The organism is Pseudomonas sp. 1176_21, from assembly GCF_052850635.1.
The window spans coordinates 92,114-116,146 of record NZ_VXCV01000007.1 but is presented as its reverse complement, the minus strand read 5'-3'; the positions used below and the strand labels follow the sequence as shown (position 1 = coordinate 116,146).

At 65.0% G+C, this 24,033-nt stretch carries 23 protein-coding genes; 14 read left to right on the top strand and 9 right to left on the bottom strand.

The window, feature by feature from the left end:
- Window position 1: 1 nt before the first annotated feature.
- The 7 genes from FW760_RS17625 (at window position 2) to FW760_RS17595 (ending at window position 6,070) form a co-directional block, all read left to right on the top strand.
- Window positions 2–1,396 (top strand): ethanolamine ammonia-lyase subunit EutB, encoded by a 1,395-nt coding sequence (locus tag FW760_RS17625; protein ID WP_446443903.1) that lies wholly within the window; start codon window positions 2–4, stop codon window positions 1,394–1,396.
- Window positions 1,397–1,403: 7 nt separating this feature from the next.
- On the top strand, window positions 1,404–2,231 hold the full coding sequence (gene eutC, locus FW760_RS17620) for an ethanolamine ammonia-lyase subunit EutC (protein ID WP_054916334.1): 828 nt from the start codon (window positions 1,404–1,406) through the stop codon (window positions 2,229–2,231).
- A 108-nt stretch (window positions 2,232–2,339) separates the two neighbouring features.
- Window positions 2,340–2,798 carry a GNAT family N-acetyltransferase gene (locus tag FW760_RS17615; RefSeq protein WP_043863924.1) on the top strand — a complete coding sequence of 153 codons (459 nt, stop codon included), beginning with the start codon at window positions 2,340–2,342 and terminating at the stop codon, window positions 2,796–2,798.
- A gap of 274 nt (window positions 2,799–3,072) precedes the next feature.
- Window positions 3,073–3,723 (top strand): DedA family protein, encoded by a 651-nt coding sequence (locus FW760_RS17610; RefSeq protein ID WP_043863945.1) that lies wholly within the window; start codon window positions 3,073–3,075, stop codon window positions 3,721–3,723.
- 9 nt (window positions 3,724–3,732) lie between these two features.
- Complete coding sequence (locus FW760_RS17605; protein ID WP_043863925.1) at window positions 3,733–4,548, top strand: M90 family metallopeptidase; 816 nt, start codon at window positions 3,733–3,735, stop codon at window positions 4,546–4,548.
- Between the two features lie 91 nt (window positions 4,549–4,639).
- Complete coding sequence (gene ppa / locus FW760_RS17600) at window positions 4,640–5,167, top strand: inorganic diphosphatase (RefSeq protein ID WP_043863926.1); 528 nt, start codon at window positions 4,640–4,642, stop codon at window positions 5,165–5,167.
- 192 nt (window positions 5,168–5,359) lie between these two features.
- A complete protein-coding gene (locus FW760_RS17595) occupies window positions 5,360–6,070 on the top strand; it encodes a LexA family transcriptional regulator (RefSeq protein ID WP_043863927.1) in 711 nt (236 codons plus the stop codon).
- A 256-nt stretch (window positions 6,071–6,326) separates the two neighbouring features.
- Here the strand turns inward: FW760_RS17595 and FW760_RS17590 are convergent, their stop codons facing one another.
- From FW760_RS17590 to FW760_RS17580, 3 genes are all read right to left on the bottom strand, one after another.
- The gene (locus tag FW760_RS17590; RefSeq protein WP_446443902.1) at window positions 6,327–8,756 is read right to left on the bottom strand and encodes a TonB-dependent siderophore receptor; all 2,430 of its coding nucleotides are present in this window, start codon (window positions 8,754–8,756) and stop codon (window positions 6,327–6,329) included.
- Window positions 8,757–8,869: 113 nt separating this feature from the next.
- Window positions 8,870–9,817 (bottom strand): FecR domain-containing protein, encoded by a 948-nt coding sequence (locus tag FW760_RS17585; RefSeq protein WP_116052310.1) that lies wholly within the window; start codon window positions 9,815–9,817, stop codon window positions 8,870–8,872.
- Entirely contained in the window at window positions 9,817–10,317 is a 501-nt protein-coding gene (locus FW760_RS17580) for a sigma-70 family RNA polymerase sigma factor (protein ID WP_043863930.1), read from the bottom strand. Before FW760_RS17580 ends, FW760_RS17585 begins: the two co-directional genes overlap by 1 nt.
- Before the next feature lie 236 nt (window positions 10,318–10,553).
- On the opposite strand from FW760_RS17580, the gene FW760_RS17575 reads away from it, so the two are divergent.
- The 6 genes from FW760_RS17575 to FW760_RS17550 all read left to right on the top strand — a co-directional run bounded on the left by FW760_RS17575 (window position 10,554) and on the right by FW760_RS17550 (window position 15,780).
- On the top strand, window positions 10,554–11,132 hold the full coding sequence (locus FW760_RS17575) for a TetR/AcrR family transcriptional regulator (protein ID WP_043863931.1): 579 nt from the start codon (window positions 10,554–10,556) through the stop codon (window positions 11,130–11,132).
- Between the two features lie 156 nt (window positions 11,133–11,288).
- Window positions 11,289–12,365, top strand: coding sequence for an ABC transporter substrate-binding protein (locus tag FW760_RS17570; protein ID WP_052504310.1), 1,077 nt, complete (start codon window positions 11,289–11,291; stop codon window positions 12,363–12,365).
- The gene (locus FW760_RS17565) at window positions 12,362–13,195 is read left to right on the top strand and encodes an ABC transporter permease (RefSeq protein ID WP_054916407.1); all 834 of its coding nucleotides are present in this window, start codon (window positions 12,362–12,364) and stop codon (window positions 13,193–13,195) included. Before FW760_RS17570 ends, FW760_RS17565 begins: the two co-directional genes overlap by 4 nt.
- Window positions 13,192–13,959, top strand: a complete 768-nt coding sequence (locus FW760_RS17560; RefSeq protein ID WP_043863934.1) for an ABC transporter ATP-binding protein — start codon at window positions 13,192–13,194, stop codon at window positions 13,957–13,959. Before FW760_RS17565 ends, FW760_RS17560 begins: the two co-directional genes overlap by 4 nt.
- Window positions 13,960–14,036: 77 nt before the next feature.
- Entirely contained in the window at window positions 14,037–14,591 is a 555-nt protein-coding gene (locus tag FW760_RS17555) for an OsmC family protein (RefSeq protein WP_043863935.1), read from the top strand.
- Window positions 14,584–15,780 (top strand): flavin-containing monooxygenase, encoded by a 1,197-nt coding sequence (locus tag FW760_RS17550; RefSeq protein ID WP_058541904.1) that lies wholly within the window; start codon window positions 14,584–14,586, stop codon window positions 15,778–15,780. Before FW760_RS17555 ends, FW760_RS17550 begins: the two co-directional genes overlap by 8 nt.
- Here FW760_RS17550 and FW760_RS17545 read toward each other — a convergent pair.
- Window positions 15,723–16,787 (bottom strand): D-cysteine desulfhydrase family protein, encoded by a 1,065-nt coding sequence (locus tag FW760_RS17545; protein ID WP_116052311.1) that lies wholly within the window; start codon window positions 16,785–16,787, stop codon window positions 15,723–15,725. The two genes, FW760_RS17550 and FW760_RS17545, sit on opposite strands and share 58 nt — an antisense overlap.
- Window positions 16,788–16,913: 126 nt before the next feature.
- Between FW760_RS17545 and FW760_RS17540 the strand changes: the two genes are divergently transcribed.
- Window positions 16,914–17,810: a LysR substrate-binding domain-containing protein gene (locus FW760_RS17540; protein WP_054916410.1), complete on the top strand. Its 897-nt coding sequence runs from the start codon at window positions 16,914–16,916 to the stop codon at window positions 17,808–17,810.
- A gap of 19 nt (window positions 17,811–17,829) precedes the next feature.
- Here the strand turns inward: FW760_RS17540 and FW760_RS17535 are convergent, their stop codons facing one another.
- The 5 genes from FW760_RS17535 to FW760_RS17515 form a co-directional block, all read right to left on the bottom strand.
- A complete protein-coding gene (locus FW760_RS17535; protein ID WP_054916411.1) occupies window positions 17,830–18,381 on the bottom strand; it encodes an NADAR family protein in 552 nt (183 codons plus the stop codon).
- A gap of 105 nt (window positions 18,382–18,486) precedes the next feature.
- Window positions 18,487–19,587: a cytochrome c peroxidase gene (locus FW760_RS17530; RefSeq protein ID WP_116052312.1), complete on the bottom strand. Its 1,101-nt coding sequence runs from the start codon at window positions 19,585–19,587 to the stop codon at window positions 18,487–18,489.
- A 1-nt stretch (window position 19,588) separates the two neighbouring features.
- Entirely contained in the window at window positions 19,589–22,384 is a 2,796-nt protein-coding gene (locus FW760_RS17525; protein WP_082405794.1) for a TonB-dependent receptor, read from the bottom strand.
- A gap of 118 nt (window positions 22,385–22,502) precedes the next feature.
- Window positions 22,503–23,510, bottom strand: coding sequence for a FecR family protein (locus FW760_RS17520; protein WP_446443901.1), 1,008 nt, complete (start codon window positions 23,508–23,510; stop codon window positions 22,503–22,505).
- On the bottom strand, window positions 23,503–24,021 hold the full coding sequence (locus tag FW760_RS17515; protein ID WP_043861871.1) for a sigma-70 family RNA polymerase sigma factor: 519 nt from the start codon (window positions 24,019–24,021) through the stop codon (window positions 23,503–23,505). The genes FW760_RS17520 and FW760_RS17515 overlap by 8 nt, the downstream gene beginning before the upstream one ends.
- Window positions 24,022–24,033: the final 12 nt, after the last annotated feature.

Sequence of the window (24,033 nt, the reverse complement as noted above, 5' to 3'; positions counted from 1 at the left end):
TATGAGCAGTTTTGTACACACGGTGGGCAACCAGACCTACCGCTTCGACAGCCTCAAGGACGTCATGGCCAAGGCCAGCCCGGCCCGCTCCGGCGACTTTCTCGCCGGGGTGGCGGCCGGCAACGACGCCGAACGGGTGGCCGCGCAGATGGCGCTGGCCGATATCCCGCTCAGTCACTTCCTCAGCGAGGCGGTGATCCCTTACGAAGACGACGAAGTCACCCGCCTGATCATCGACACCCACGACAAACAGGCCTTTGCCGCCGTCAGCCACCTGACCGTGGGCGGGCTGCGCGACTGGCTGCTGAGCGAGCAGGCCGACGAAGACAGCCTGCGCGCCCTGGCCCCGGGGCTGACCCCGGAAATGGCCGCTGCGGTCTCGAAGATCATGCGCGTGCAGGACCTGGTGCTGGTGGCGCAGAAGATCCGCGTGGTCACGCGCTTTCGCGGCACCCTGGGCCTGCGCGGGCGCCTGTCCACCCGCCTGCAGCCCAACCACCCCACGGATGAGCCGGCCGGCATCGCCGCGAGCATTCTCGACGGCCTGCTGTACGGCAACGGCGACGCCATGATCGGCATCAACCCGGCCACCGACAATATCGCCTCGATCTGTGCCCTGCTGGAGATGCTCGACGCGATCATCCAGCGCTACGACATCCCCACCCAGGCCTGTGTGCTGACCCACGTCACCACCTCGATCGAGGCCGTCAACCGCGGCGTACCGCTGGACCTGGTGTTCCAGTCCATTGCCGGCACCGAGGCGGCCAACGCCAGTTTCGGCATCAACCTCAACCTGTTGCAGGAAGGCTACGACGCCGGCCTGAGCCTGAACCGCGGTACCCTCGGGCAGAACCTGATGTACTTCGAGACCGGCCAGGGCAGCGCGCTGTCGGCCAACGCGCACCATGGCGTCGACCAGCAGACCTGCGAAACCCGGGCCTATGCCGTGGCACGGCATTTCAAGCCGTTTCTGGTCAACACCGTGGTCGGCTTCATCGGCCCGGAGTACCTGTACAACGGCAAGCAGATCATCCGCGCCGGCCTGGAAGACCACTTCTGCGGCAAGCTGCTGGGCGTGCCGATGGGCTGCGATATCTGCTACACCAACCATGCCGAGGCCGACCAGGACGACATGGACACGCTGCTGACGCTGCTGGGGGTGGCCGGGATCAACTTCATCATGGGCATCCCCGGCTCCGACGACATCATGCTCAACTACCAGACCACCTCGTTCCACGACGCGCTGTACGCACGCCAGACCCTGGGCCTGAAACCGGCCCCGGAGTTCGAGGCGTGGCTGGCGCGCATGGGCATCTTCACCCAGGCCGATGGCCGGGTGCGGTTTGGCGACAACCTGCCACCGGCCTTCCGCCAGGCGCTGGCGCAACTGGGATAAGCGAGCCATGGACAAGCAACCCACGCAGCACGACAACAGCGACAACCCCTGGCTCGACCTGCGCCGCCTGACCCCGGCGCGCATCGCCCTGGGGCGCACCGGTACCAGCCTGCCGACCCGCGCACAGCTGGACTTCCAGTGCGCCCACGCCCAGGCCCGCGATGCCGTGCACCTGGCATTCGACCATGCGGGCCTGCGCGAACAGCTGAGCGAACGCGGGCGCGACAGCATCCTCTTGCACAGCGCCGCCAGCGACCGCCACAGCTACCTGCAACGCCCGGACCTGGGGCGGCGCCTGCATGAGGAATCGGCCCGGCAACTGCGCGAGCATGCCCAGGCCAACCCGGGCGGGGTCGACCTGGCGATCATCGTGGCCGACGGCCTCTCGGCCCTGGCGGTGCACCGGCACACGCTGCCGTTTCTCAACCGTCTGCAGGAGCACATCGATGCCGAGGGATGGTCCACCGCCCCGGTGGTGCTGGTGGAGCAGGGCCGGGTGGCGGTGGCCGATGAAGTCGGCGAATTGCTGGGCGCGAAAATGACTGTGATCCTGATCGGCGAACGTCCGGGCCTGAGCTCCCCCGACAGCCTGGGCCTGTATTTCACCTACAGCCCCAGGGTCGGCCTCACCGACGCCTACCGCAACTGCATTTCCAACGTACGCCTGGAGGGGCTGAGCTACGGCATGGCCGCCCACCGCCTGCTGTACCTGATGCGCGAGGCCTGCCGTCGGCAGCTCTCGGGGGTCAACCTGAAGGATGAAGCCCAGGTCCAGACCCTGGAATCAGACGCCGACACCCCTAAAAATGGAAACTTCTTACTCGGCAATGATTGAGAACTGACCACTTTTTAGCGGATTGCGCTTTTTTCGCGCTTTAGGCAGCATCTGGGGTGACGGCTGCCCGAGGTTCGCCGCCACTCCCCATGGACCCGAGGCCTGCTTATGCGAATTATCAAAGCAACTCTTGAGCATCTGGATCTGCTCGCCCCTCTGTTCGTCAAATACCGCGAGTTCTATGGGCAATTGCCCTATCCGGACTCTTCGCGCTCGTTTCTGGAAAAACGCCTGGAGCGCGACGAGTCGATCATCTACCTGGCGCTGCCGGACGACGATGACAACAAGCTGATGGGTTTCTGCCAGCTGTATCCGAGCTTTTCGTCGCTGTCGCTCAAGCGCGTATGGATACTCAACGACATCTATGTGGCCGAAGACTCGCGGCGCATGCTGGTGGCTGACAACCTGATGCGCGAGGCGAAGAAACTGGCCAAGGACACCAACGCCGTGCGCCTGCGCGCCTCGACCAGCAGCGACAACGAGGTGGCAATGAAGACCTACGAGTCGATGGGGTTCAAGGCAGATACCGAGTTCAAGAGCTATATCCTCCCGATCCATTCCGACTGACGGGCATCCTTCGTCAGCAAAGCCGGCTTCCACAGGTCTGCGCACTGGCCATGTAGGCGCCAGCCTTGCTGGCGATGGGCTGCATAGCAGCCCCGCTGCGCTGGGGCCCAGAAATCCGCCGCTACAAACTGCTCCGCCATAATCACGCCATGCCCGTATAATGCGGCCTTTCAATTTGTGTGAAATTTTACCCTTACCCTGGGTAACGGCTACACACTTCGCACTGCCAGTCCTCGCATGCCCGTAGAGCCGGGTCTTGAACAAGGTGCCGTACATGGATTTCAACCCGCTGGACCTCATTCTGCATCTCGATACCTACCTCGATTTGCTGGTCAACAATTACGGTCCGTGGATCTACGCCATCCTGTTCCTGGTGATCTTCTGCGAGACCGGCCTGGTCGTCATGCCGTTCCTGCCGGGCGATTCGCTGCTGTTCATCGCCGGTGCCGTGGCCGCCGGCGGCGGCATGGACCCGGTACTGCTGTGCGGCCTGCTGATGGCGGCAGCCATCCTGGGCGACAGCACCAACTACGTGATCGGGCGAACGGCCGGGGAGCGCCTGTTCCGCAACCCCGACTCGAAGATCTTCCGCCGCGACTACCTGCAGCAGACCCACGACTTCTACGAACGCCATGGCGGCAAGACCGTCACCCTGGCGCGCTTCCTGCCGATCCTGCGCACCTTCGCGCCTTTCGTCGCGGGCCTGGCAAAAATGGTATATCCGCGTTTTCTGATGTTCAGCGTCGCCGGCACCATCCTGTGGGTGTGCGGCCTGGTGACGCTGGGCTACTTCTTCGGCAACGTGCCGTTCATCAAGTCCAACCTGTCGCTGATGATCGTGGCAATCATCCTGCTGTCGCTGGTGCCGATGATCATCGGCCTGGTGCGCAGCCGCATGGGCCGTGGCCAGGCCAAGGCCCAGTAAACCGCGCACATGTGGAGCCTGAGCGCCTGGCGGCGCCGTCGTACCCTGGCCCGCTACCCGATCGAGCCGCAGCAGTGGCAGCGGGTACGCGAGGGCCTGCCGATGCTCGACGGCATCAGCGACGAAGAAGATCACTGGCTGCGTGAAGCCTGCATCCTGTTCCTGCAGCAAAAGCACCTCACCACCCTGCCCGGCGTCGACGCCGATGCCGAGCAGCGCCTGCACCTGGCGGCCCAGGCGCAACTGCCGCTGCTGCACCTGGGCGATCTGAACTGGTACCAGGGCTTCCATGAAATCGTGCTGTACCCCGATGACTTCGTCAGCCCCCAGCGCCACCGTGATGCCAGCGGTGTGGAGCATGAATGGGATGGCGAACACAGTGGCGAGGCCTGGCAGCAGGGCCCGGTGATCCTGGCCTGGCCCGGGGTGCTGGCCAGCGGTGGCTGGGAAGGCTACAACCTGGTGATTCACGAACTGGCGCACAAGCTCGACATGCTCAACGGCGATGCCAATGGCCTGCCGCCGCTGCATGACAGCATGCGCGTGGCGGACTGGGCGCAGGCCATGCAGCAGGCCTACGACGATCTCAACCGCCAGCTTGACCGCAACCCCGATGCCGAAACGGCCATCGACCCCTACGCCGCGGAAAACCCGGCCGAATTCTTCGCCGTGACCAGCGAATACTTCTTCAGTGCCCCGGACCTGCTGATGCAGGCCTACCCCGCGGTTTACGCGCAACTGAGCGCGTTCTACCGCCAGGATCCGCTGGCCCGCCTGCAACAGCTGCAACGTAGCCATCCGCACTACCAGCACACGACTAATTGACCAGGCCGGGCATCTGGCCGGGCGTGGCAAGCGTTACGGAATGTGCCTATAATCGCGACCAATTTTTGGCCAAACATGGGGGCAATGCCCAATGAGCTACAGCAAGATTCCGGCTGGCAAAGACCTGCCGAACGACATCTACGTCGCCATCGAGATTCCAGCCAACCACGCACCGATCAAGTACGAGATCGACAAGGACAGCGATTGCCTGTTCGTGGACCGCTTCATGGCCACCCCGATGTTCTACCCGGCCAACTACGGCTTCATCCCCAACACCCTGGCTGACGACGGTGATCCGCTGGACGTGCTGGTGGTGACCCCGTACCCGGTAGCCCCAGGTTCGGTGATCCGTGCTCGCCCGGTCGGCATCCTGCACATGACCGACGACGGCGGCGGCGACGCCAAGGTCATCGCCGTACCGCACGACAAGCTGTCGCAGCTGTACGTCGACGTCAAAGAGTACACCGACCTGCCGGCACTGCTGCTGGAGCAGATCAAGCACTTCTTCGAGAACTACAAGGATCTGGAGAAAGGCAAGTGGGTCAAGATCGACGGCTGGGGTGACGCAGAAGCGGCCCGTGCCGAGATCACCAAGTCGGTGGCAGCCTACAAGGGCTAAGCACTGCGCTTGAGGAAAAGCCCCGCGATTGCGGGGCTTTTTTGCATCTGCGGCTCGCTGCTTGAACCAACAGCGTCCGATTATTCCTACAACACCAACAGAACCCCCTGTAATACCCCCGCTTTTGCCCGCGAAACACTTCAACCCAATGTTTATATAAACCCTTCTTTTCCCTCACTAAACTCAATCACCATGAATACATCTGGTGATCGTTTGAAAGCGCTCCTGCGCGAGTGCAACCTGACCGCTTCCGACTTTGCCGCTCAGCGCGGGGTGACGCCGCAGCATGTGAACAACTGGTTCCAGCGCGGCGTGCCCATGGCGCGTCTGGACGAGATTGCCGAACTGCTGTGCGTACGCCCTCGCTGGCTGCGCACCGGCGAGGGCCCCAAGCACCACAACCCGCTGCCGCGGGTCAGCCGCAACCGTGGCGAGCAGGAGCAGCAGGCCCCGGACCACAGCCTGTTCGCCGCGCATGGCGAGCAGGACGTGCTGCTGCCCTTCTACCATGCGCAGCCCCGGCAGTTTGCCGAAATCCCTGGCCGCCACCTGCGTTTGCCGCGCTGTGCGCTGGACAACCTCGGGGTCGATGCTGCGCAGGCGCTTTGCGTGAGCATGCCCGACTACAACATGAACCCCTTGCTGCAGTACGGCGCGACCTTGGCGATAGACCGCAGCCTGACCCGCGTGATCGAGGGCGAGATATACGCGCTGCTGCACAACGGGCGCTTGCGCGTGCACACCTTGAGCGAACGGGCCAATGGCGCGTTGCGTCTGCACAGCCATGACGGTGACGAATTTCCGAGCGAAACCTACAGCCTGTCGCAAATCCGCAACCAGGGTCTGGAGGTGCTGGGGTGGGTGTTCTGGTGGGCTCACCTGCGGGATGATCGCCCGCGCTAAAGCGGTTGCAGCGGTTTTTTTGCTGGGCATTGCGATCCATTCCCAGTATGCTGTGCCGCACTCAAGCCCCGGTTGCAGCCTTGCATCCTGAGGGCGTGGCGCGGCACACACTGCCCCCGCCACCCCCGGCCCCAGCGCCGGATCACGATTTGAAGGCGGTTGCGGCTTACCAAAAGTCAGCCAAGACTGTCCCCGAGAAGCCGGCCACAAGCCGGCTTTTTAATGCCCAGAAAAACCCTCCCCACCCCCTGAAGCATCAGTATTGGTAGCGCAGCGTCACCGCAAAATTGCGTGGATCACCGTAGTACAGGCCGCCGAAGTTGTTGGAAGTGGGCAAGGACTGGTAGTAGACCTTGTCCAGAACGTTGTTGAGGTTGTACTGCACGCTGAACTGTTGGTTGATCTGATAGTGCGCATGCAGGTTGAGCAAGGTGTAGCCACCCTGCTTGATGTCGTACCCGGTCACGTCGGCGGCAGTGCGGCTCTGTGCATAGACATCGCCGCCCACACGCCATTGGTCGAGGACACCGGGCAAGCGGTAGTCGGTTGCCACCTTGAGCAGGCGGCGCGGGATCTTGCGGTAGTAGTCCGAACCCTTGCTGGCGCCCGCCACATATTCGGGATCGCTATAGGTATAGCCAGCGCTGACATTCCAGTTCTCCAACGGCTCGCCGGACACCTCCAGTTCGAAGCCACGGTTACGCACTTTTGCGCCTGTTTCATAGCACTTGCTCGTCCCCGTCACACCACAGGTGGGCGACACCGGCAACGCCTCGGGCATGTTCTCCAAGCTCGTCTGGAAGATTGCCAGCGAGGTGTTCAGCCGACCATCGAAGTATTCACCCTTGATGCCGGTTTCGTAATTCTCTCCTTCGATCGGGTCAAGCAAGGTATTGCCGACACCGTAGTAACTCTGTGTCTTGTAGATCTCGGTGTAGCTGGCATACCAGGTGTGGTGCTTGTCCAGGTCCAGCACCAGCCCGGCATAGGGCACCAGCCGGCCATTCTCCCGGTATTGGTCATTGGTATAGGGGCTGGCCACCTTGTAGTCCGACCAGCTCACCCGCGTACCGACGATCAGGCTCAGGTCATCGGTCAGGCTGAAGCGCGAGGCACCATACAGGCCGCGCTCCTTGCGGGTGTAGTTGTAGTCTGCGCCGATAGCATTGAGGATCGGGCTGGGCAGGGCACTGTAGTCGAAGTCGGTGATGTCGATCGTCGGGTTGTTGGTGGCGCTCTTGATCACCGCGTCGAACTCGTCCTTGCGCGTGTTGGCCCCGAGCATCAACTGATGCTTGCGCCCGAACAGCTCGAAGGGCCCGGTAGCATAGAGGTCCAGGGCGAACTGGGTGTCTTCGTAATCGGCCTGGGAGACGGTCATGCGATAGTTGTCGCCCGCTACCCGGTTCGGGTACGCGGAGAGAAAGTCGGCGTTCGACCAGATCGCATTCATGGCCAGGGTCAACTTCCACTCGTTGTCGAAGGTGTGCGTGAGGTCGCTGAACAGCGTGTAGTTGTTGCGATCCAGATGGGCCCACTTGCCGTTGAGGTTGGTGGAACGCGAAAGCGGATAGAAGGAGCCGTCACGACGAGTGTTCAAGCCGCCCCAGTCATAGCCGTTCTGGTTGTCTTTCTGGAGAGTGGCGCCCACCGTCAGTACGGTGGAATCGTTCAGATCCGCCTCACCCACCAGGTACAGCAACTGGTTGTCACGCTCGGAGCCGTCGCGGTAGCTGTTGGCGTTGTTGTAGTAGGCCACTGCACGGCCGCGAACATTGCCCGTAGGGGTCAGTGGCCCGGAAACATCCACCTGGCCACGGTAGTTGTCCCAGGAGCCTGCCCCCAGCTCCGCGCCCAGACGAAAGTCCTGGGTCGGCCGTTTGCGTACCAGGTTGATCGCCGCCGACGGGTTGCCCGTGCCCTGCATCAGGCCGTTGGCGCCGCGTACGACCTCGACGCGGTCATAGATGGCCATGTTCGAGGTGGACATGACGTCCATGGAGTAGTTTTCCGAGATGTTGGTCGGAATGCCGTCATATTGCAGGTCGCTGATCTCGAAGCCGCGCGAGTAATAGGTGGAGCGATCAGTGCCGATCTTGGTGAGGGTGATACCGGTCGCCGTGCGCGCGATGTCGTCCAGGCTCTGGATGTTCTGGTCGTCCATCCTCTTGCGGGTGATCACCGTCACCGACTGCGGTGTTTCCCGCAGGCTCAGGGCGAGCTTGGTCGCCGTGTTGGTCGAACCCGTGGTGTACGAACCGGTGCCCTCGGTCGTGGCGCCCAGGCCCTGCCCGTTGACGGTGGTGGCGCCGAGCACGACCGCGTCCGAGGAACCGTCCTGGACCAGCAGATACCCACCATTGGCCTGGCGCTGAGCGCGCAAGCCGCTATTGGACAGCAGCAACGCCAGCCCCTCATCGACCCCATAGGCACCATCAAGGCCCGGGGTGGTCAGCCCGTGGATCTGCCGTGGATCGAAGGAAATCGTCACACCCGCCTGCACGCCGAACTGGGTCAGCGCGCTACCCAGCGGGCCTGCGCCGATGTGGTAGGCGATACGGCTCTGGGCGTGAGCCGCAGCAGGCATCAGCACCACCCCCGGCACACTCGCCATCGTCAGGCTGAACATCGCCAGGCGCACTGCGCGGGGCAATGAGATCGAGGGGGAGAAGCAAAGCTGGGGCATGAAATGATCCTTCTGTTGTCTTGGCAGAAATCCGCTGTCATCGCGGCTCCTGTCATTGACGGATGAGAATCATAATCAGCAAGGTGCTCCGCGTATTTTCTGTCAGTGACGGTTCAGACGGCTTCGACACTGACCCAGTAGCGGGTCAGGTAACGCAGCTTCACCGGCAAGGTCCGGGTCAGGTTTTCCAGGACCGCATCTGTATCGTCGATACGGAACGCTCCGGAAATGCTCAGGTCGCGAACCGCCCCGGCGCAGCGCAGCACGCCCGGGCGATAGCGCCCCAGCTCGTCGATGAACTCCCCGAGGCGCCACTCGTTGACGCTCAGCATGCCCTGCACCCACGCGGTCGAACCCTGTGCCAAGACACCGGCAGGATCGGCGCGGTCAGGATCGAACGCCGCCTGCTGACCGGCCTCCAGACGCACTGCCCGCTCCGGGTGACGGCGAGGACGGAGCTCGACCGCCGACTGCAGCACACCCACGCGGGTCCGGTCCGTCATCTGGCGCACGCTGAAGCGCGTCCCGAGCGCGTGGATGCGCCCGTCCTGGGTCTCGACGATAAACGGCCGCTGCCCAGGATCCTTGGCGGTTTGCACGAGGATCTCCCCGCGGTAAAGACGGATAAGCCGAAGTTGCCCGTCGAAGCTCGCATCCAGCGCGGTGTTGGCATTGAGTTCCAGCTGCGACCCGTCGTCCAGCCGCAGCGAGCGACGCTCGCGCGCGCCCGTGCTCTGCTGAGCGAACAGGCCATGGTTCGCCAGCGGTTTGCCGATCATCCAGCTGCTGCCCCCGACGGCCAGCAACACGCCGAGGATCTTCAATACCTCGCGGCGTTGCGCCTGGGCCGCATCCAGCCCTGACCGGGCGGCATGTGCGGGTACCGTTGCCCATTGCCGCTGGAACGCCTCGACCCGCGCCCATGCCTCGGCGTGCAAAGGATCTGCCCCCAACCATTGCTGCCAGGCCCGGGTGCAAGCCTCGTCCACCCCTGCATCGTTGAGCTGCACGTACCAGGTCGCAGCAGCCTCGAGGGTCCGACGATCGAGCGCCGAGCTCATCAGTTGTCCGCCAGCAACAGGCACTCGGTCATGGCTCGCACCAGATGGTTCTTCACCGTGGTGACCGAGACCCCGAGGCGTTCGGCCACCGCCACATAGGTCTGCCCTTCCAGCTGCACCGACAGAAAGATCTCCCGGGTACGCTTGCCCAGCCCGTCCAGCAGGCTGTCGACCGCCACCAGCATCTCGAGAATGGACAAGCGCACCTCAGGTGATACCTCGACCGGTTCAGGCTTCTGCGCCAGGGCCACCAGATACGCCTGCTCGATCGCCCGTCGCCTCGACTTGTCGATCAACAGCGAGCGCGCAATTGCAGTCAGGTAGCCCCGCGGCTCTCGGATCGGCGCGGCGTTGCGTGCCGTCATGACCCGCACGAAGGTGTCCTGGGCCAGATCCGCCGCATCGGCCGAATTGCCCAGGCGCATGCGCAACCAGCCTTTCAGCCAACCGTTGTGTTCGGAATAAAGCTGGTGAAGTGCCAAAGGCTCGAGTGCGGACATAAGGGGGCCATTAAATATGCAAATGGTAATTGATCGCATTATTTAGGGCGAGCGCAGTTCGTGCAAGGGGCAATCCGCCCGCCAGGTGTGCATCTGGCCTGATGATGCCCAGGGCAAACTACGCACCTGCCCCCTCCCCCTGCCCGCGAAAACCCAACCTCCAGCACTTTCCCTGATGACACCCCACCCATTAAGTTGCACTCTGCACCAAACTGATTCAGCCGGAACCGATTTTGATGGAAAGCACACCCCCGACCGTTGCCGCCGAGCGCCTGCTGGAAAGCGCGCGACGGCTGTTCTGCCGTGAAGGCATTCATGCAACGGGCGTTTCGCGCCTGCTCAGCGATGCCAAGGTCGCGCGGCGCACGCTGTACGAGACCTATGGCTCCAAGGAGAACCTGCTGCGTGCCGTGTTCGATCGCGAGGCAGCGATGTGGTTTGGCTGGTTTGACCAGGCACTGCCTCAGCGTACCGACGACCCGGAGCAACGCCTGATCTTTCTGTTCGACCTGCTCGAGGAATGGTTCGCCAGCGGGCGCTTCTTCGGCTGCCTGTTCACCAACGCCGTCGCCGAACACGACAAGTCTTCCAGCTGGGTACGTGACCTGGCCCAGGCGCACTTCGATCGGGTGCATGACCGCATCGAGCAACTGGCCGCGGCCTGCGGGCTGCCGGAACCGGCCTGGGTCGCGCAGCAGATCTCGCTGCTGATCGACGGTGCCATCGCCACCGCGATGGTCTCGCGCAACGCCAGAAGCGCACAGGTTGCACGTTCGATCCTGCTGACCCTGCTGCGCGAAGCGAAAGCCGCCTAGCCCGCCCCCTGCACCGCTGCCGGTGCAGGCCTCGGCGCCTATATGCTAACGAGGCATAAGCTAAGCTTAAAATATTAGTTCTGCTTATATCGCAGATCTCACATACTTCACGCGCCTGCCGAGAACGATCGGTCTACCTGTTTTGGGATGCGTGTGATGAGAGATTTTTTCCAGCGATTGTTCTCCACCAGTGGCGCGCAAGCGACGCCCGCACTCCAGTCCAACCTGAGCCGCCGCTCGTTCATGTGCGCCTGTGGCTGCGGCATGCTGGCGCTGAGCGCCGCCGGTACCGCGCTGCTGGCAGCGGCCAGCAAGGTCGAAGCTGCCACCGGCGGGCCGCTGCTGCGTGTGGGGCACATGCCCGCCGGCTGCGTGTCGCACCTGCTGCTGGCAAAGCTGCGCGGTGATTTTGCGGCGGCGGGCCTGCAGGTGGAGCTGACGCAATTCAACAGCCCAAGCGATGCCCTGCAGGCCTTGTTGGCAGGTCGCCTGGAACTGATGCACGGGCCCTGGACCATGACCGCAGCCGCCTACGCCAAGGGCACCCAGGAGCTGCGCATCATCGGTGGCTCGGGGCAAGGCGGCATCGAACTGGTGGCGCGCAACGGCTCGGTGGCCAGCCTGGATGAATTCATCGCCGCCGCAGGCAGCGGGCTGCGCGTCGGCACCCTGCGCCTGGATACCCTGGAACTGGTGGGCTACGGCTCGATGGCGCGCCACGGCAAATCCTACAACGACTATCAGATGACCTTCTTCCCGAGCATGGCCGGAATGGGCGAAGCCATCGCCAACGGCCGCCTCGACGTGTGCACCCTGGCACAGCCCTATGCCCAGAACGTGGTCAGCACCACCGGCGCACGCTACCTGAGCGACTCCAACGCGGTGTGGGGCCCGGAGGCCGCCGACTGCGTGATCACCACGCAGGTGCGCACCAGCCAGGAACAGGGGCCGCTGCTCAAACGCTACCTGGAACTGCTGCAGGCATCGGCCACTGCGATGAAAGCCGACTTCGACAACGCCATCCAGCAATTGCAGCCGATCTACGGGGTATCCAACGAGGTGCTCAAGGTGGCCCTGGCACGCCAGGCGCCCAACCCGGTCATCAGCCCGGTAGGCGTGGCCGGCCTCAAGCGCGGCGCCGGCTACCTGGTCGAACTGGGCTACTTCACCGACAACCCGATCGATGCGGTTCTCGACCTGCGCCATCAACCTGCTGCCCAGGTGACGGGATGAACCAGGCCATTCTGACCCTGAGCCGGCAGCCCGACGCACGCCGTGCCCCGCGTTATCTGGACGCGCTGCGCGACACGCTGTGGTTCCTGCTGGCGTGGGCATTGCTGATCGGCGCATGGGAGCTGGCGGTGCAGTCTGGCTGGCTGGATGGCCGCGTGCTCCCGCCTCCCAGCGTGACCCTGCCGTATGCGTTTTCCGGCGAAGCGGTGGTGGGTTTCGGGCAGCAGCGCAGCGGCTTGCTGGAGGCCTTGCTGGTGACCCTGCTGCGGGTCAGCGGCGGGTTGCTGGCTGGCAGCCTGGTGGCGCTGCTGCTGGCGGTGATCACCACCGAGGTGAAGCTGCTGCGCCGCCTGATCCTGCCGCTGGTGCAGACCCTGGCGCCGATCTCACCGGTGGCCTGGGTCCCCTTCACCATCGCGGTGATCGGCATCGGCGGACAGGCCGCGGTGTTCGTGGTGTTCCTGGCCGTGCTGGGCACCATGACGCTGTCGCTGGTCGCCGCGCTGGATGCCATCGACCCGCAATACCTGAACATCGCCCGCAACCTGAGGTGCACGCGCCAACAGATCTGGCTGCGCGTGCGACTGCCGGCAATCGCCCCCAGCGCGATGACCAGCCTGCGCATGGCGTTCTTCGGCGCGTGGATGGCGGTGCTGGCCGGGGAGATGGCGGGAATCAATTCCGGGTTGGGCTACATGATCATCATGGCCCAGCAGATGTACAACATGCCGTTGGTGATGGTGGGTGTGATGACCATTGGTGTCGTGGGTTTCGTGGTGGATCGCCTGATGCTGTTGCTCGGACGCCGCCTTACCGGGTGGGCGTCATGAGCCGGGGCGCCACGCTGAGTTTTCGTGGCCTGAGCAAGCAGTTCGAAGGCGGCACACGGGTAGAGGTGGGTGACCTGGATATCAAGGCCGCCAGTTTCACCGTGCTGCTGGGGCGCAGCGGGTGCGGCAAGAGCACCCTGCTCAACATCGCTGCGGGCCTGCAGCAACCCAGCACCGGGCACCTGCTGTACGACGGCCAGGCAGTGAGCGGCAACCAGCCCGACAGTGCGCTGATCTTCCAGCAGAACAACCTGTTCCCGTGGATGAGTGCGGTGGAAAACATTGCCATCGCCCTGCTCAACCGCGGGCTGGACCGTGAAGCGGCCACCCGGCGCGCCGAGCAGTTGCTTGCCGACGTGGGCCTGGCCGAATTCGCCCGGCACCGGCCGGCGGCATTGTCCGGCGGCATGTGCCAGCGCATCGCCCTGGCCAGGGCACTGGCCCTGGAGCCACGCCTGCTGCTGCTCGACGAGCCGTTTTCGGCGCTGGACGCACAGACCCGGCGCCTGATGCAGGACCAGTTGCTGCGCGCCTGGAACACCAGCGGCGCCACGGTGCTGATGGTGACCCACGACCTGCAGGAGGCGCTGCTGCTGGCCGACCGTATCGTGCTGATGGCCAGCACGCCCCACGGCCGCATCGCCCAGATCCTGGAAATCGACCTGCCGCGCCCGCGCCAGGTGCGCTCGGCGCAACTGCTTGACCTGCAAGAACGGCTGGACGCGTTTCTGACCCACGAAACCCGGCTGGCCGAGCATTTCTAGTCGACACGGGACCTCCCGATTAACTGATTGGCACACGGTCATTCGACCGCCATGCCGCCCCTTGAAGAGCACAGACCATGAGTGAAACCACCCACCGCGTCACCATCAACGGCCTCCAGGCCAACGCCGGCCGAGCAGTTCGCGAACGCATCCGGGCCGATGGCGAGGGTGACATCGCACGCCCGCTCTACCACACCAGTGTGCAGTGGACCGAGGGCTACCAGACCCTCACCAAGGTCAAGTCCGGTGCCGTGCTGCACGGCGACGAGCCCTGCGCCTACGGTGGCGCCGGCCTGGGCGCCACGCCCCAGGAACTGTTGTTGGCGGGTATCGGCAACTGCCTGGCGGCCACCTACATCGGCGGCCTGTCGGCATCCGGGGTCAAGGTCAACAGCCTGGTGCTGGACGTGAGCGGCCGCGTGGATTTTCGCGCCGCATTTGGCGTGACCAGCGGCAACCCGGGCTTTGAAAGCATCCAGGTGCAGGTGTCGATCGATACCGAGGAATCACCCGAGCGCGTGGACGCATTGCTGGCCAAGCTGCTGCCGACCGCGCCGATCCCCGACACCATCATGCGTCCCGTGCCCCTGACGGTGGAGGTGCAACACACCGGCGGCGCCACCCATGGCTGACAACGCGCACAGGGTGCTGGTGGTGGGGGGCGGGCCGGCGGGGCTGTCCTGCGCCTACGAGCTGGTACGCGCCGGCCTGCGCCCGCTGGTGCTGGAGCGCACGCAGGCCGTGGGCGACGTGTGGCGCAACCACTATGACGGCCTGCGCCTGAACACCGGGCGCTGGTTTTCCGGGTTGCCGGGCGGGCGCTTTCCATGGGCGGCAGGCCGCTGGCCGAGCCGCGATGACCTGGCCCGGGTGCTGGCGTCACTGCCGGCCCGGGGCGGCTTCGAGGTGCTGACCGGGTGCGACGTGGAATCGGTCGGCTACCTTCAGGCGCAATCGATGTGGCAGGTGCGCTGTCGTGATGGCCGCGAGTGGCGCGCACCGGCGCTGGTGGTCGCCACCGGTACCTCGTGCGTACCGTCGATCCCGCAGTGGCCGGGGGCACAGCGCTTTGCCGGGCAGATCGTGCATGCTGCGCACTTCGGCAATGCACGTGCCTACGCCGGCAAGCACGTGGTGGTGGTCGGCAGCGGCAATTCGTCCTGCGAGATAGCCAGCCGCCTGGTACCCCATGCCGCGTCGGTCACGCTGTCGGTGCGGCGCGCGCCGCACTTTCTGCCCAAGAGCCTGTTCGGCGTGCCGCTGGCAGCACTGGGTACGTTGATCCGTCGGCTACCGCCCCGCGCGAGCGACGCGGTGCTGAGCTGGTTGTCGCGGCGCTGGGTCGGCGACCTGTCGGCCTACGGCCTGCCACCACCGGCACAGGGCGTGTCCGGGCTGGGCAGTGTCACGCCGACGCTGTTCATGCCGGTGATCGACGACCTGAAACAGCGCCGCATCAAGGTGGTCGGCCCGCTGCTGGAACTGAACGAGCAAGGCGCCGTGGCCCACACCGGCATCGACCGCACCGAGCGCTGCACGCTGCGCATGGACGTGATCGTTGCGGGCACCGGCTACACCACCGGCCTGGAGGCGCTGATCCAGTACCCCGAGGCGCTCACGGCGGACGGCAAGCCGACCGTGGATGACGACGGCCAGTCGAGCGTTGCGCGGGGCCTGTTCTTCATCGGCTACCGCAACCCCCTGAGCGGGCAGCTGCGCGAAATCGGCCTGCAGGCGCCTGGCGTGGCAAGGGCGGTCAAGGGCTATCTCGACGCCACGCAACTGGCGCCTTGCACCGGCTCGGCGAAGGTTTCCCTGTAGGCGTAAAGCCCCGGGGTGCCACCGGTCATGATGAACAGCACGTTATCGCCGCGGCGATAGCGGCCCTGTCGCAGGTCGGCCAGCAGCCCGGCGAAGGCCTTGCCCGAGTACACCGGGTCCACCAGCACACCTTCGCAGCGCGCCATCAGGCGCACCGCTTCGAGCATGGCCTGGGTCGGCAGCCCGTAGCCTTCGCCCAACTGGCTGCCATCGATGTTGATCGCACTCGCATCGAGGCTTGCAGCATGGCCCAGCAAGGCCAGCGCCTGGCGAGTCAACTGCAGGGTCGTGGCCGCCGCGGCCTGCTGGTCGGCCAGCACCGACCAGGACCTGACGCTCGCCGCACCCCGCCCCAGTACCTCGAACCCCGCCGCAAGCCCGGCATGGGTGCCGGCGCTGCCATTGGGAACCACGACCTCGTCGAATCGCACGCCCATCGCGGTTTCCTGCTGCACGATCTCTTCGGCGCAACGGGCGTAGCCCAGGCTGCCAAGCGGCGTGGAACCGCCGGTGGGAATGACCAGCACCTTGCGACCTGCCGCACGCAACTGCTGCGCGCGCGCCTCGGCCGCTGCCAGTGCATCGGCGCCCCTGTCCAGCACCTGCACCCTGGCCCCGAACAGCTGGTCGAGCAGCACATTGCCATTGAGCTCGTAATCGCGATCGGCCCTGGGCACCGCACGGCTGAGGATCAGTTCGCATTCAAGCCCCAGCCGGGCGCACACGGCGGCCGTCAACCGCGCGTGGTTGGACTGAATGCCGCCCACGGTGATCAGGGTGTCGACGCCATTCTTCAGCGCCTCGCCCAGGTGGAACTCCAGTTTGCGCAGCTTGTTGCCGCCACCGCCGACAAGCATGTGGTCATCGCGCTTGAGGTACAGGCCGACACCCATGGCCGGCAGGCCCAGATGGTGCTCGATACGCTCGGCGCGTTGTATGCCGGTGGCGCCCTGCAGCAGATCGGCGCGCGCGAATGCGCCCAGCGCCTGGCTCAGTACATGTCGCATGGGATGACACCTCGTGCTCTGGTTCAATGCCACGGACTATAGGGATAAACTAAAGCGCAATAAACGCACGCCAGGTTAGCAATTGACTCACTCAACGTTAGTAATCATCACCTCTCGGATCACTCGATGAGCAAGCTCAGGCAGATGGAAGTATTTGTTGCCGTGGTCGAAGCCGGCAGCTTTGCCGGGGCGGCTGCCGCGCTGGGGATGTCGGCGGTGATGGTGGGGCGGCATGTCCAGAGCCTTGAGAAAACCCTGAACACCCGGCTGGTTCAACGCACCACACGCCGGCAGACCATAACCGGCGAAGGCCGTATCTTCTATGCCGAGGCCAGGACCGCCCTGGAGCAGGTCGCCTACGCCTACAACCGGGTAGAAGCCTCCAGCGACGCGCCCAGTGGCCTGCTGCGGGTGACCGCGCCGATGACACTGGGGGTATCGCTGGTCGGCCCGCTGGTGACCGAGTTCATGCAGCGCTACCCGCAGGTTCAGGTCGAGCTGATCCTGAGCAACGAGGTGGTGGACCTCTACGAGAGTGCCTTCGACCTGGGCTTCAGGATCGCCGAGCTGGTTGACGCCAACCTGGTCTCGCAGCCCCTGCCGCCCTATCAGATGGTGATCTGCGCCGCCCCGAAATACCTCGAGAAGGCCGGCGAGCCGACAACACCGGAGGCGCTCCACGCCCACCGAATCCTCACCCACACCTCCTGGAACAACCGCTTTGCCTGGCCACTCAAGCAGGCTGGCAAAGAGGTGTTCTGGCCCGAGCAGGCGGTGCTTCGCAGCAACGATGGCCAGGTACTGCTGCAGGCCGCCATTGCCGGCAGCGGGATCCTGATGCAGCCGGACTTTCTGGTGGCCGCCGCGCTGGCGAACAAGGAGCTGGTGAGCATTCTGGGGGCGTATGTGCCGGCCCACAAACCGGTGCAGATGGTGTATCCACGCTCGAAGAAGTCACTGCCCAAGCTCACTGCCTTCGTCGCGTTCATCCAGGCGCGGCTCGGCTTGCCGAGCCAGCCCTGATCGCAGGGCCGGCGGGCCGTCAGGCCTGCGCCGCGTCGCGCACCTGCATCAGCGCGAAGCCCAGCAGGTTCAGGCCGCGCCAGCGGTCCGGCCGGTGGGCGTTCTGGTCATCCTGTGCCAGACCGATCCCCCACACCCGGTCCACCGGGCTGGCCTCCACGATCACCCGCGTGCCGGTGCCCTGCAGGAAGGCCCCCAGTTCCGCGTTCTGGGAAAACTTGGCCTGGTTGGCCCGCACCACGATCGCGAAGCGCTCCTGTGCCCACCGCGCCTCGTCGAACCCGCGCACCTGGCGTCCGAGTGCCTTGGCCGCATTGGGATCGGTCGCCTCGATGATCCGTGCCCGCGTCTGTTCATCACCAAACAGCGCCGCCTTCTCGGCCATCATGTAGTGCTCGGCCGACTGGTACGACTGCCCGTCCACCTCGAACGGCGCCACGTACCACTGGCTGAAACACGAGGCGGTGACACCCTTGCGGCTCACCTGATGGCCCCAGAAGAATACGAACTCGGGCCTTTCGCCGGCCAGGTAGCGGGACACCAGGTCCTCGAGCATCTGTGAATCGTTCACGCTGATTGCCTCTCCAATAACACCATTGCAACGGTCATCCGGCCGCAGCACCGAACGGTGCCTGCCGGCCAGGACGGTGATACTACCGCGTAATGCAGCACCCGCTCACAGCGCCTCCAGAAATGCCTTCAACGCCTTCAACTCCACCCGGTCCAGCCCCAGCGCCTCGAACTGTGCGGAGGTGACAGGAAACAGCGGATCGCCCTGCTGCCCAGGCTTCGGCACCGGCCGCGGCATGCCCACGTTGTAGAACGCCAGCACCTGATCGAGGCTGCTGGCGAAACCGTTGTGGAACCACGGGCCGGTGCGGCTCACCAGGCGCAGCGAAGGGGTGCGAAAACGCCCCACGTCCGCGGCCAGGCCGGTGACTTCATGGCGACCAAGGTCCTCGCGGCTGCGCCCGTAGAACGTCAGGCCGGCATTGTGAAAACGCTGGTCGCTCATTCCCGGCCCGAAGTGGCAGTTCATGCAGCGCGCCTTGGTGCGAAACAGGTGCAGCCCGTGTAGCTGCTGGTCACTCAGCGCAGCAGTGCGACCGCGCAGGAAGCGCTCGAACGGCGTGCGCTGCGCGACCCGCAACAGATCGCGCTGGTACGTCGCCAGGGCTGCGGCAATCTGCTCGGCACCCAGCGCCTGCCCGGGAAACGCCACGGCAAACAGTGCCGGGTAATCGGCGCTGGCACGCAACCGGGCCACCAGTTCGTCGACGCTGAAGGCCATTTCCGCCGGATCGACGACCGGCATCAGCGCCTGGGTTTCCAGGCTGTCGGCGCGGCCATCCCAGAACAGCTGTGGGGCCAGGCCACTGGTGACCACGCTCGGCGCATTGCGCCGGCCTGGCGCACGCCCATGCCCGAACGACACCCGGCGCCCATCGGCGAACGCCAGGTCCGGCTCGTGGCACGAGGCACAGGCGATGTGCCCCGACCGCGACAGGCGCGGGTCGAAGAACAGCGTGCGCCCCAGCGCTGCCTTCTGTTCGGTGTAGGGGTTGTGCGCAGGCGAGGGTGCACGCTCGGGCAGTGGCCCCAGCTCCTGCCAGGCCACGCCGGCGTCCACCTGCGGCGCCGGCCAGTGTGCCGGCGGGCGGCTGTAGGCCTCGCGCAGGCAGGCCGCATCAGCCGATGCACACAGGGGTGCGTGGTGCTGCGCCCATAGGGCCGGGCTGGCCAGCATGAGTGCGATGCCAATCAGGAACAGGCGCATCTCAGAAGGTGTACCCCACTTCCAGCCAGTACTGGCGACCCACTTCATAGGTCGACACCGAATTGCTGTTGACCGTGGCGTTGGCATTGACCGACTTCTTGTCGAGCACGTTGAACACGTCGACGTTGACGAAGATGGCCTGGTCCCGTGCGGTGGGGATACGCCAGCCCAGCCGCGTGTCCCAGGTCAGCGCCGCGTCGAATTTCTGCTCTTCCCACACATCCACCGAGGTGCCCCTGTAATCGACGTTGCGCCCGGTGTCGCCGATGCGCTTGTAGCCGGCCCGGTAGCGCCAGAAGTTGCTCCACTGCAGGTTGGCCTGGGGGATGTCGGTGATGGTGGTCAGGCGCGCCGTCCACGGGCGGTTGTAGTTGGTCGCCGGGCGGTCCTGGTAGTTGATGAAGCTGCCCTGGTACTGGATCACGTCATTCTGGTAGTAGGTGTCGTCGGCCTGCACGTAGCTGGGCGAGGAAGCCTTGCTGTCGGTCCAGTTCAGCGCCAGCTGGCCGCCGGTCTGCGTGCCCAACAGCGTCCAGCGCTGCATCGGCGTCACGGTCAGGGTGTAGGTGTCGGTCTCGCTCTTGCCGTCGTTGGTGTAGGTGGTGTAGTTGCTGGCCAGGTCAGGGTCGGTGGACGGCTGCCCCAGGGTGCGCCCGGAGACCTGTACCACCTGGTCACGGCCCTTGCGGTTGACGTACTTGAGGCCGTACTCGATGCCGGCCCACTGCTGCACCACGCCCAGCATCAGCTCGTCGTCATAGGGGATGTCGAGCTGATTGAACAGCGTCTGGTTGCTGCCGTTGGACTTGGTCACCCAGGGTTTGTCGAGGCTCGCGCGGGTTTCGTTGAAGCGCAGGCGGTTGCGCCCGTCCTGCAACTGCCAGCTGGTGACGCTGCGGCCGTAGTAGCGGTTGGCACCGGCACTGAGCAAGGTGGTGCGGTCACCGAACACGTCGTACTCCAGGGAGAAGCGCGGTGCCCAGGTGGTCTTGTCCATGTAGTCGTCACTGTCCACGCGCACGCCGGGGCGCAGGGTCAGCTTGCCCAGGGTGATCTCGTCCTGCACCCAGCTGCCCCAGGTGGTGGTGGTGAAATCGAATTCGCCGGGGGCATAGCGGGTGCGGCTCTTCATGTACTGGCCGGCCCAGCCACTCACGGTCTCGCCCATGTTGCAGGCAACGGTATCGGTCACCCCCGCGCTGTTGGTACAGCTGTTGGTGGCGGCCGGGGCCACATAGGTACTGCTGTCGGTGAGGCGCTCGTAGCGTACGTACTGGCGGGAGAACTCCAGGCCGGTCTGCGGGCGGTGAATGGCGCCCAGCCAGTCGAAGCTGCGCCAGTCGGCATTGAGCTTGTACTGCCAGGTGCGCTGCTGCTGTTCGATATCGCCCCAGCCCCCCTCCAGGGTGTTGGCGGTGGTCTTGCTGCCGATGCCCCAGTCCTTGGTGGTCGACTTGCGCCAGGTCCAGTAGTCGGCCGAGTCCGAGGTGCGGCTCTGTTCCTGGCGGCTCCAGGCCAGGGTCTGTTCGACACGGGCCAGGTCGCCGTCCCACACGGTGCGCAGGTTCAACTGGGTACCGCCAACCTTGTTGTCATAGCCGGAGTTGGCGACGTTGGCCCGGAAGTAATGGCTCTCCTCGGGCGCGTGGGTCACGCTGGTCTCGACGGTGAGCCGGTCGCTGGCCTGCCACACCGACTTGAGGAAGTAGTTGTCGATGCGCCGCTCCTGCTTCTCCTTGTGATAGCCCATCTCTTCGACGTTGTTGTAGGAGTAGAGGCTCAGCGGAATGGTCGAGCGCTTCTGGCTGAAGTTGCCGATCAGGCCGAAGGTGTCGGTCAGGTGGCCTTGCAAGGTACCGCGCACGATGACCTTGTCGAACTCGGGCTGCTCGTCGGGCGAGCCGGAGTTCTCCATGCGCTGCTCTTCCGTCTCGTCGATGTGGTATTTGGTCCAGGCCGAGCGCGTGGTCTGTACCGAGAACTTGCCGTGCAGGGCCTTGGTCGGGGCGCGGGTCTGGGCGTCGATCACCCCACCGTTGAAGCCGCCATAGGCGGCCGGCACGTTGCTGTCCAGAACCGTGATGTTCTCCAGCAGGTCGGTGTCCAGCGCCAGGCCCTGGCTGCGCCCCGGCACCCTGTCCAGCAACTGCACGCGGTCTTCGGCCGGGTCGATGTCGTTGTTCATGTTGATGCCGTCGACCAGGAAGGCGTTCTGGTAGAACGCCGCGCCGTTGATGCTGATGTTGGCCGGGGCGATTTCTCCGGGTGTCTTGCTGCTGAGCTGGTTGTCGTCGAACTGAACGTTGGGGTGGCTGCGCAGCAGGCTGGTGATGTCGCCGTTGCCGGCCGGCATTGCCTCGATAAGCTCGCGATCGATATGGGTTTCACCCTGTGGCAGCAGCGCCCGTTCGCGGACCTTGGTGTTTTCCAGCTGGATCTGGTCGGCACGCGGACGCACCACCCGTTGCAGCAGCAGCGCGTCGTCGCCGATATGCACCCATTCCAGGTCGCTGCCCTTGAGCAGGATCGCCAGCGCCTGATCGGCGCTCAGCTCGCCACGCACCGGCGGGGCACTGAGGTTGCCCAGCAACTGGCTTTCGACGCTGATCTGCAGGCCGGTCTGCTGCCCCAGCGCCATCAGCGCAGAGCCCAGCGGCTGGCGCGCGATATCGATGCTGTGGCGCGCCGGCTCGTCATCGGCCAGCACCGGCAACGACACTGCCAACCCCACTGACAGCAACAGCAGGCGCGCACTGCGCCGACGACCCTGCAACGACTCTTGGGTGCGAATGGACATGCTCTGGTGAACTCCCCGTGCGGCGCGAACGATACGCGCCTGTAAATGAGAATCTGTACGATTAACTCAGCGGGGCAATAAACGAACGGCGATGGGGAATTTCCAGAACTTCGTGAATTTATTTTTTCCCAGGCGGCGAAGCGCGCTCACGGATGACCGTAATGTACGGCCCCCATTGCGTCAGCTGCCCGCCCAGCGGAGCGATGGCCAGTTGCAGCGCGCTACCTGGCGACCGCAGGTTCAGCGACGCGGTGATGCGCCGCTGGCCCAGGGCACGGTCCTGCAGCAGCAACACGCCGGGGTAATACGCACGCAGTTGTTCGATGACTTCGGCCAATGGACGGTCGTTGACCAGCAACTGCCATTGGCGCCATGCCGCAACCTGCTCCAGCTGCACCCGGCTGCGCTGCGCCGGGCCCTGGTTCAGCCCCACGCGCAGACTGTCGCCCGCACCCAGCGCCGGCACTGCCAGTTCGCCGCGCCTGTCACGCACCTGCACCGAGCCGCTCTGCACTGCTACCGACACCGCGCTGCGGCTCAGGTCCACATCGAACGCCGTGCCGGTGACGGTCACCTTCACGTCTTCGGCCTGCACCGTGAAGGGCCGCGCGGCGTCATGGCTGACCTCGAAGAATGCCTGGCCCTTGAGCAGCGTGACCGCACGCGCACCCGGCTCGAACGCCACGCGGATGGCGCTGTCGCTGCCCAGTTCGATGTGGCTGCCGTCGCTCAGGCGCACCTGCCGGTGCTCGCCCGCCGTGCTGCTGTAGTCGGCCGGCGGTGCACGCCCCACCAGCAACAGCACGCAGGCCGCCAGCGCGCTCGCCGCCAGCGCCCGGCGTGGCCAACTGCGCCGGCGGCCTGCCATGCGCGGTGCGGCGGGCACCTGGTGCGCCGTTGGTGGCTCCAGCGGGTCGATGCCGGCGCTCAGCATCCAGACCTTTTGCACCTTGCGCCAGGCCGCCGCATGGCGTTCGTCAGCGGCCAGCCAGCGCGCATGGGCCTGGTGCAGCAGCACGTTGTCCGGTTCGGCATTGCATTGCAGCAGCCAGTCCATGGCGGCCTGCCACACCGGGTCGTCCTTCAGCGAGCCGGGCGTTCGGCAAGACGGGGTGGTATCAGTCATCGGCCAGATGCTCCGCACAGTGGGTCAGTGCGTCACGCACCAGTTGGTGCGCCAGACTAGTCGAAATATTCAAGCGGGCGGCAATTTCCTGAAAAGTCATGTGCTGCAAGCGGTGCATGTGAAAGGCCTGCCGCGCCCGCTCCGGCAGCAGCGCCAGGGCGTCCTGCAGCACACGCAACTGATCGCGGTGCAGGGCCTGGTGCTCCGGCGACGGTGCGCTCGACGGCAGCTCATCGAGCCGTTCGCCGCCATCGGGCTGGCGGTTTTCCAGGGTCGTGCGGCGCAGCAGGTCGAACGACAGGTTGCGCACGATGCGGTACAGGTACCCCACCGGGTTGCCCAACTGCGCACCGGCGTCGGCCTGCCCGCAGAAACGCAGCCAGGCCTCCTGCACCACGTCCTCGGCCTGCGCACGGCAGCCGACGATGGGTGCCGAATAGTCGACCAGCGCAGCACGGTGGGAAAGGTACAACTGGAGTTTATCGCTGGGGCAGGACACGGCGACGACCATTGAAGGCAGGAG

Excerpts from the sequence above, each read along its gene's own strand:
- FW760_RS17625 (WP_446443903.1), top strand. The coding sequence starts at position 2 with ATGAGCAGTTTTGTACACACGGTGGGCAACCAGACCTACCGCTTCGAC.
- eutC (WP_054916334.1), top strand. The coding sequence starts at position 1,404 with ATGGACAAGCAACCCACGCAGCACGACAACAGCGACAACCCCTGGCTC.
- FW760_RS17615 (WP_043863924.1), top strand. The coding sequence starts at position 2,340 with ATGCGAATTATCAAAGCAACTCTTGAGCATCTGGATCTGCTCGCCCCT.
- FW760_RS17610 (WP_043863945.1), top strand. The coding sequence starts at position 3,073 with ATGGATTTCAACCCGCTGGACCTCATTCTGCATCTCGATACCTACCTC.
- FW760_RS17605 (WP_043863925.1), top strand. The coding sequence starts at position 3,733 with ATGTGGAGCCTGAGCGCCTGGCGGCGCCGTCGTACCCTGGCCCGCTAC.
- ppa (WP_043863926.1), top strand. The coding sequence starts at position 4,640 with ATGAGCTACAGCAAGATTCCGGCTGGCAAAGACCTGCCGAACGACATC.
- FW760_RS17595 (WP_043863927.1), top strand. The coding sequence starts at position 5,360 with ATGAATACATCTGGTGATCGTTTGAAAGCGCTCCTGCGCGAGTGCAAC.
- FW760_RS17590 (WP_446443902.1), bottom strand. The coding sequence starts at position 8,756 with ATGCCCCAGCTTTGCTTCTCCCCCTCGATCTCATTGCCCCGCGCAGTG.
- FW760_RS17585 (WP_116052310.1), bottom strand. The coding sequence starts at position 9,817 with ATGAGCTCGGCGCTCGATCGTCGGACCCTCGAGGCTGCTGCGACCTGG.
- FW760_RS17580 (WP_043863930.1), bottom strand. The coding sequence starts at position 10,317 with ATGTCCGCACTCGAGCCTTTGGCACTTCACCAGCTTTATTCCGAACAC.
- FW760_RS17575 (WP_043863931.1), top strand. The coding sequence starts at position 10,554 with ATGGAAAGCACACCCCCGACCGTTGCCGCCGAGCGCCTGCTGGAAAGC.
- FW760_RS17570 (WP_052504310.1), top strand. The coding sequence starts at position 11,289 with ATGAGAGATTTTTTCCAGCGATTGTTCTCCACCAGTGGCGCGCAAGCG.
- FW760_RS17565 (WP_054916407.1), top strand. The coding sequence starts at position 12,362 with ATGAACCAGGCCATTCTGACCCTGAGCCGGCAGCCCGACGCACGCCGT.
- FW760_RS17560 (WP_043863934.1), top strand. The coding sequence starts at position 13,192 with ATGAGCCGGGGCGCCACGCTGAGTTTTCGTGGCCTGAGCAAGCAGTTC.
- FW760_RS17555 (WP_043863935.1), top strand. The coding sequence starts at position 14,037 with ATGAGTGAAACCACCCACCGCGTCACCATCAACGGCCTCCAGGCCAAC.
- FW760_RS17550 (WP_058541904.1), top strand. The coding sequence starts at position 14,584 with ATGGCTGACAACGCGCACAGGGTGCTGGTGGTGGGGGGCGGGCCGGCG.
- FW760_RS17545 (WP_116052311.1), bottom strand. The coding sequence starts at position 16,787 with ATGCGACATGTACTGAGCCAGGCGCTGGGCGCATTCGCGCGCGCCGAT.
- FW760_RS17540 (WP_054916410.1), top strand. The coding sequence starts at position 16,914 with ATGAGCAAGCTCAGGCAGATGGAAGTATTTGTTGCCGTGGTCGAAGCC.
- FW760_RS17530 (WP_116052312.1), bottom strand. The coding sequence starts at position 19,587 with ATGCGCCTGTTCCTGATTGGCATCGCACTCATGCTGGCCAGCCCGGCC.
- FW760_RS17525 (WP_082405794.1), bottom strand. The coding sequence starts at position 22,384 with ATGTCCATTCGCACCCAAGAGTCGTTGCAGGGTCGTCGGCGCAGTGCG.
- FW760_RS17520 (WP_446443901.1), bottom strand. The coding sequence starts at position 23,510 with ATGACTGATACCACCCCGTCTTGCCGAACGCCCGGCTCGCTGAAGGAC.
- FW760_RS17515 (WP_043861871.1), bottom strand. The coding sequence starts at position 24,021 with ATGGTCGTCGCCGTGTCCTGCCCCAGCGATAAACTCCAGTTGTACCTT.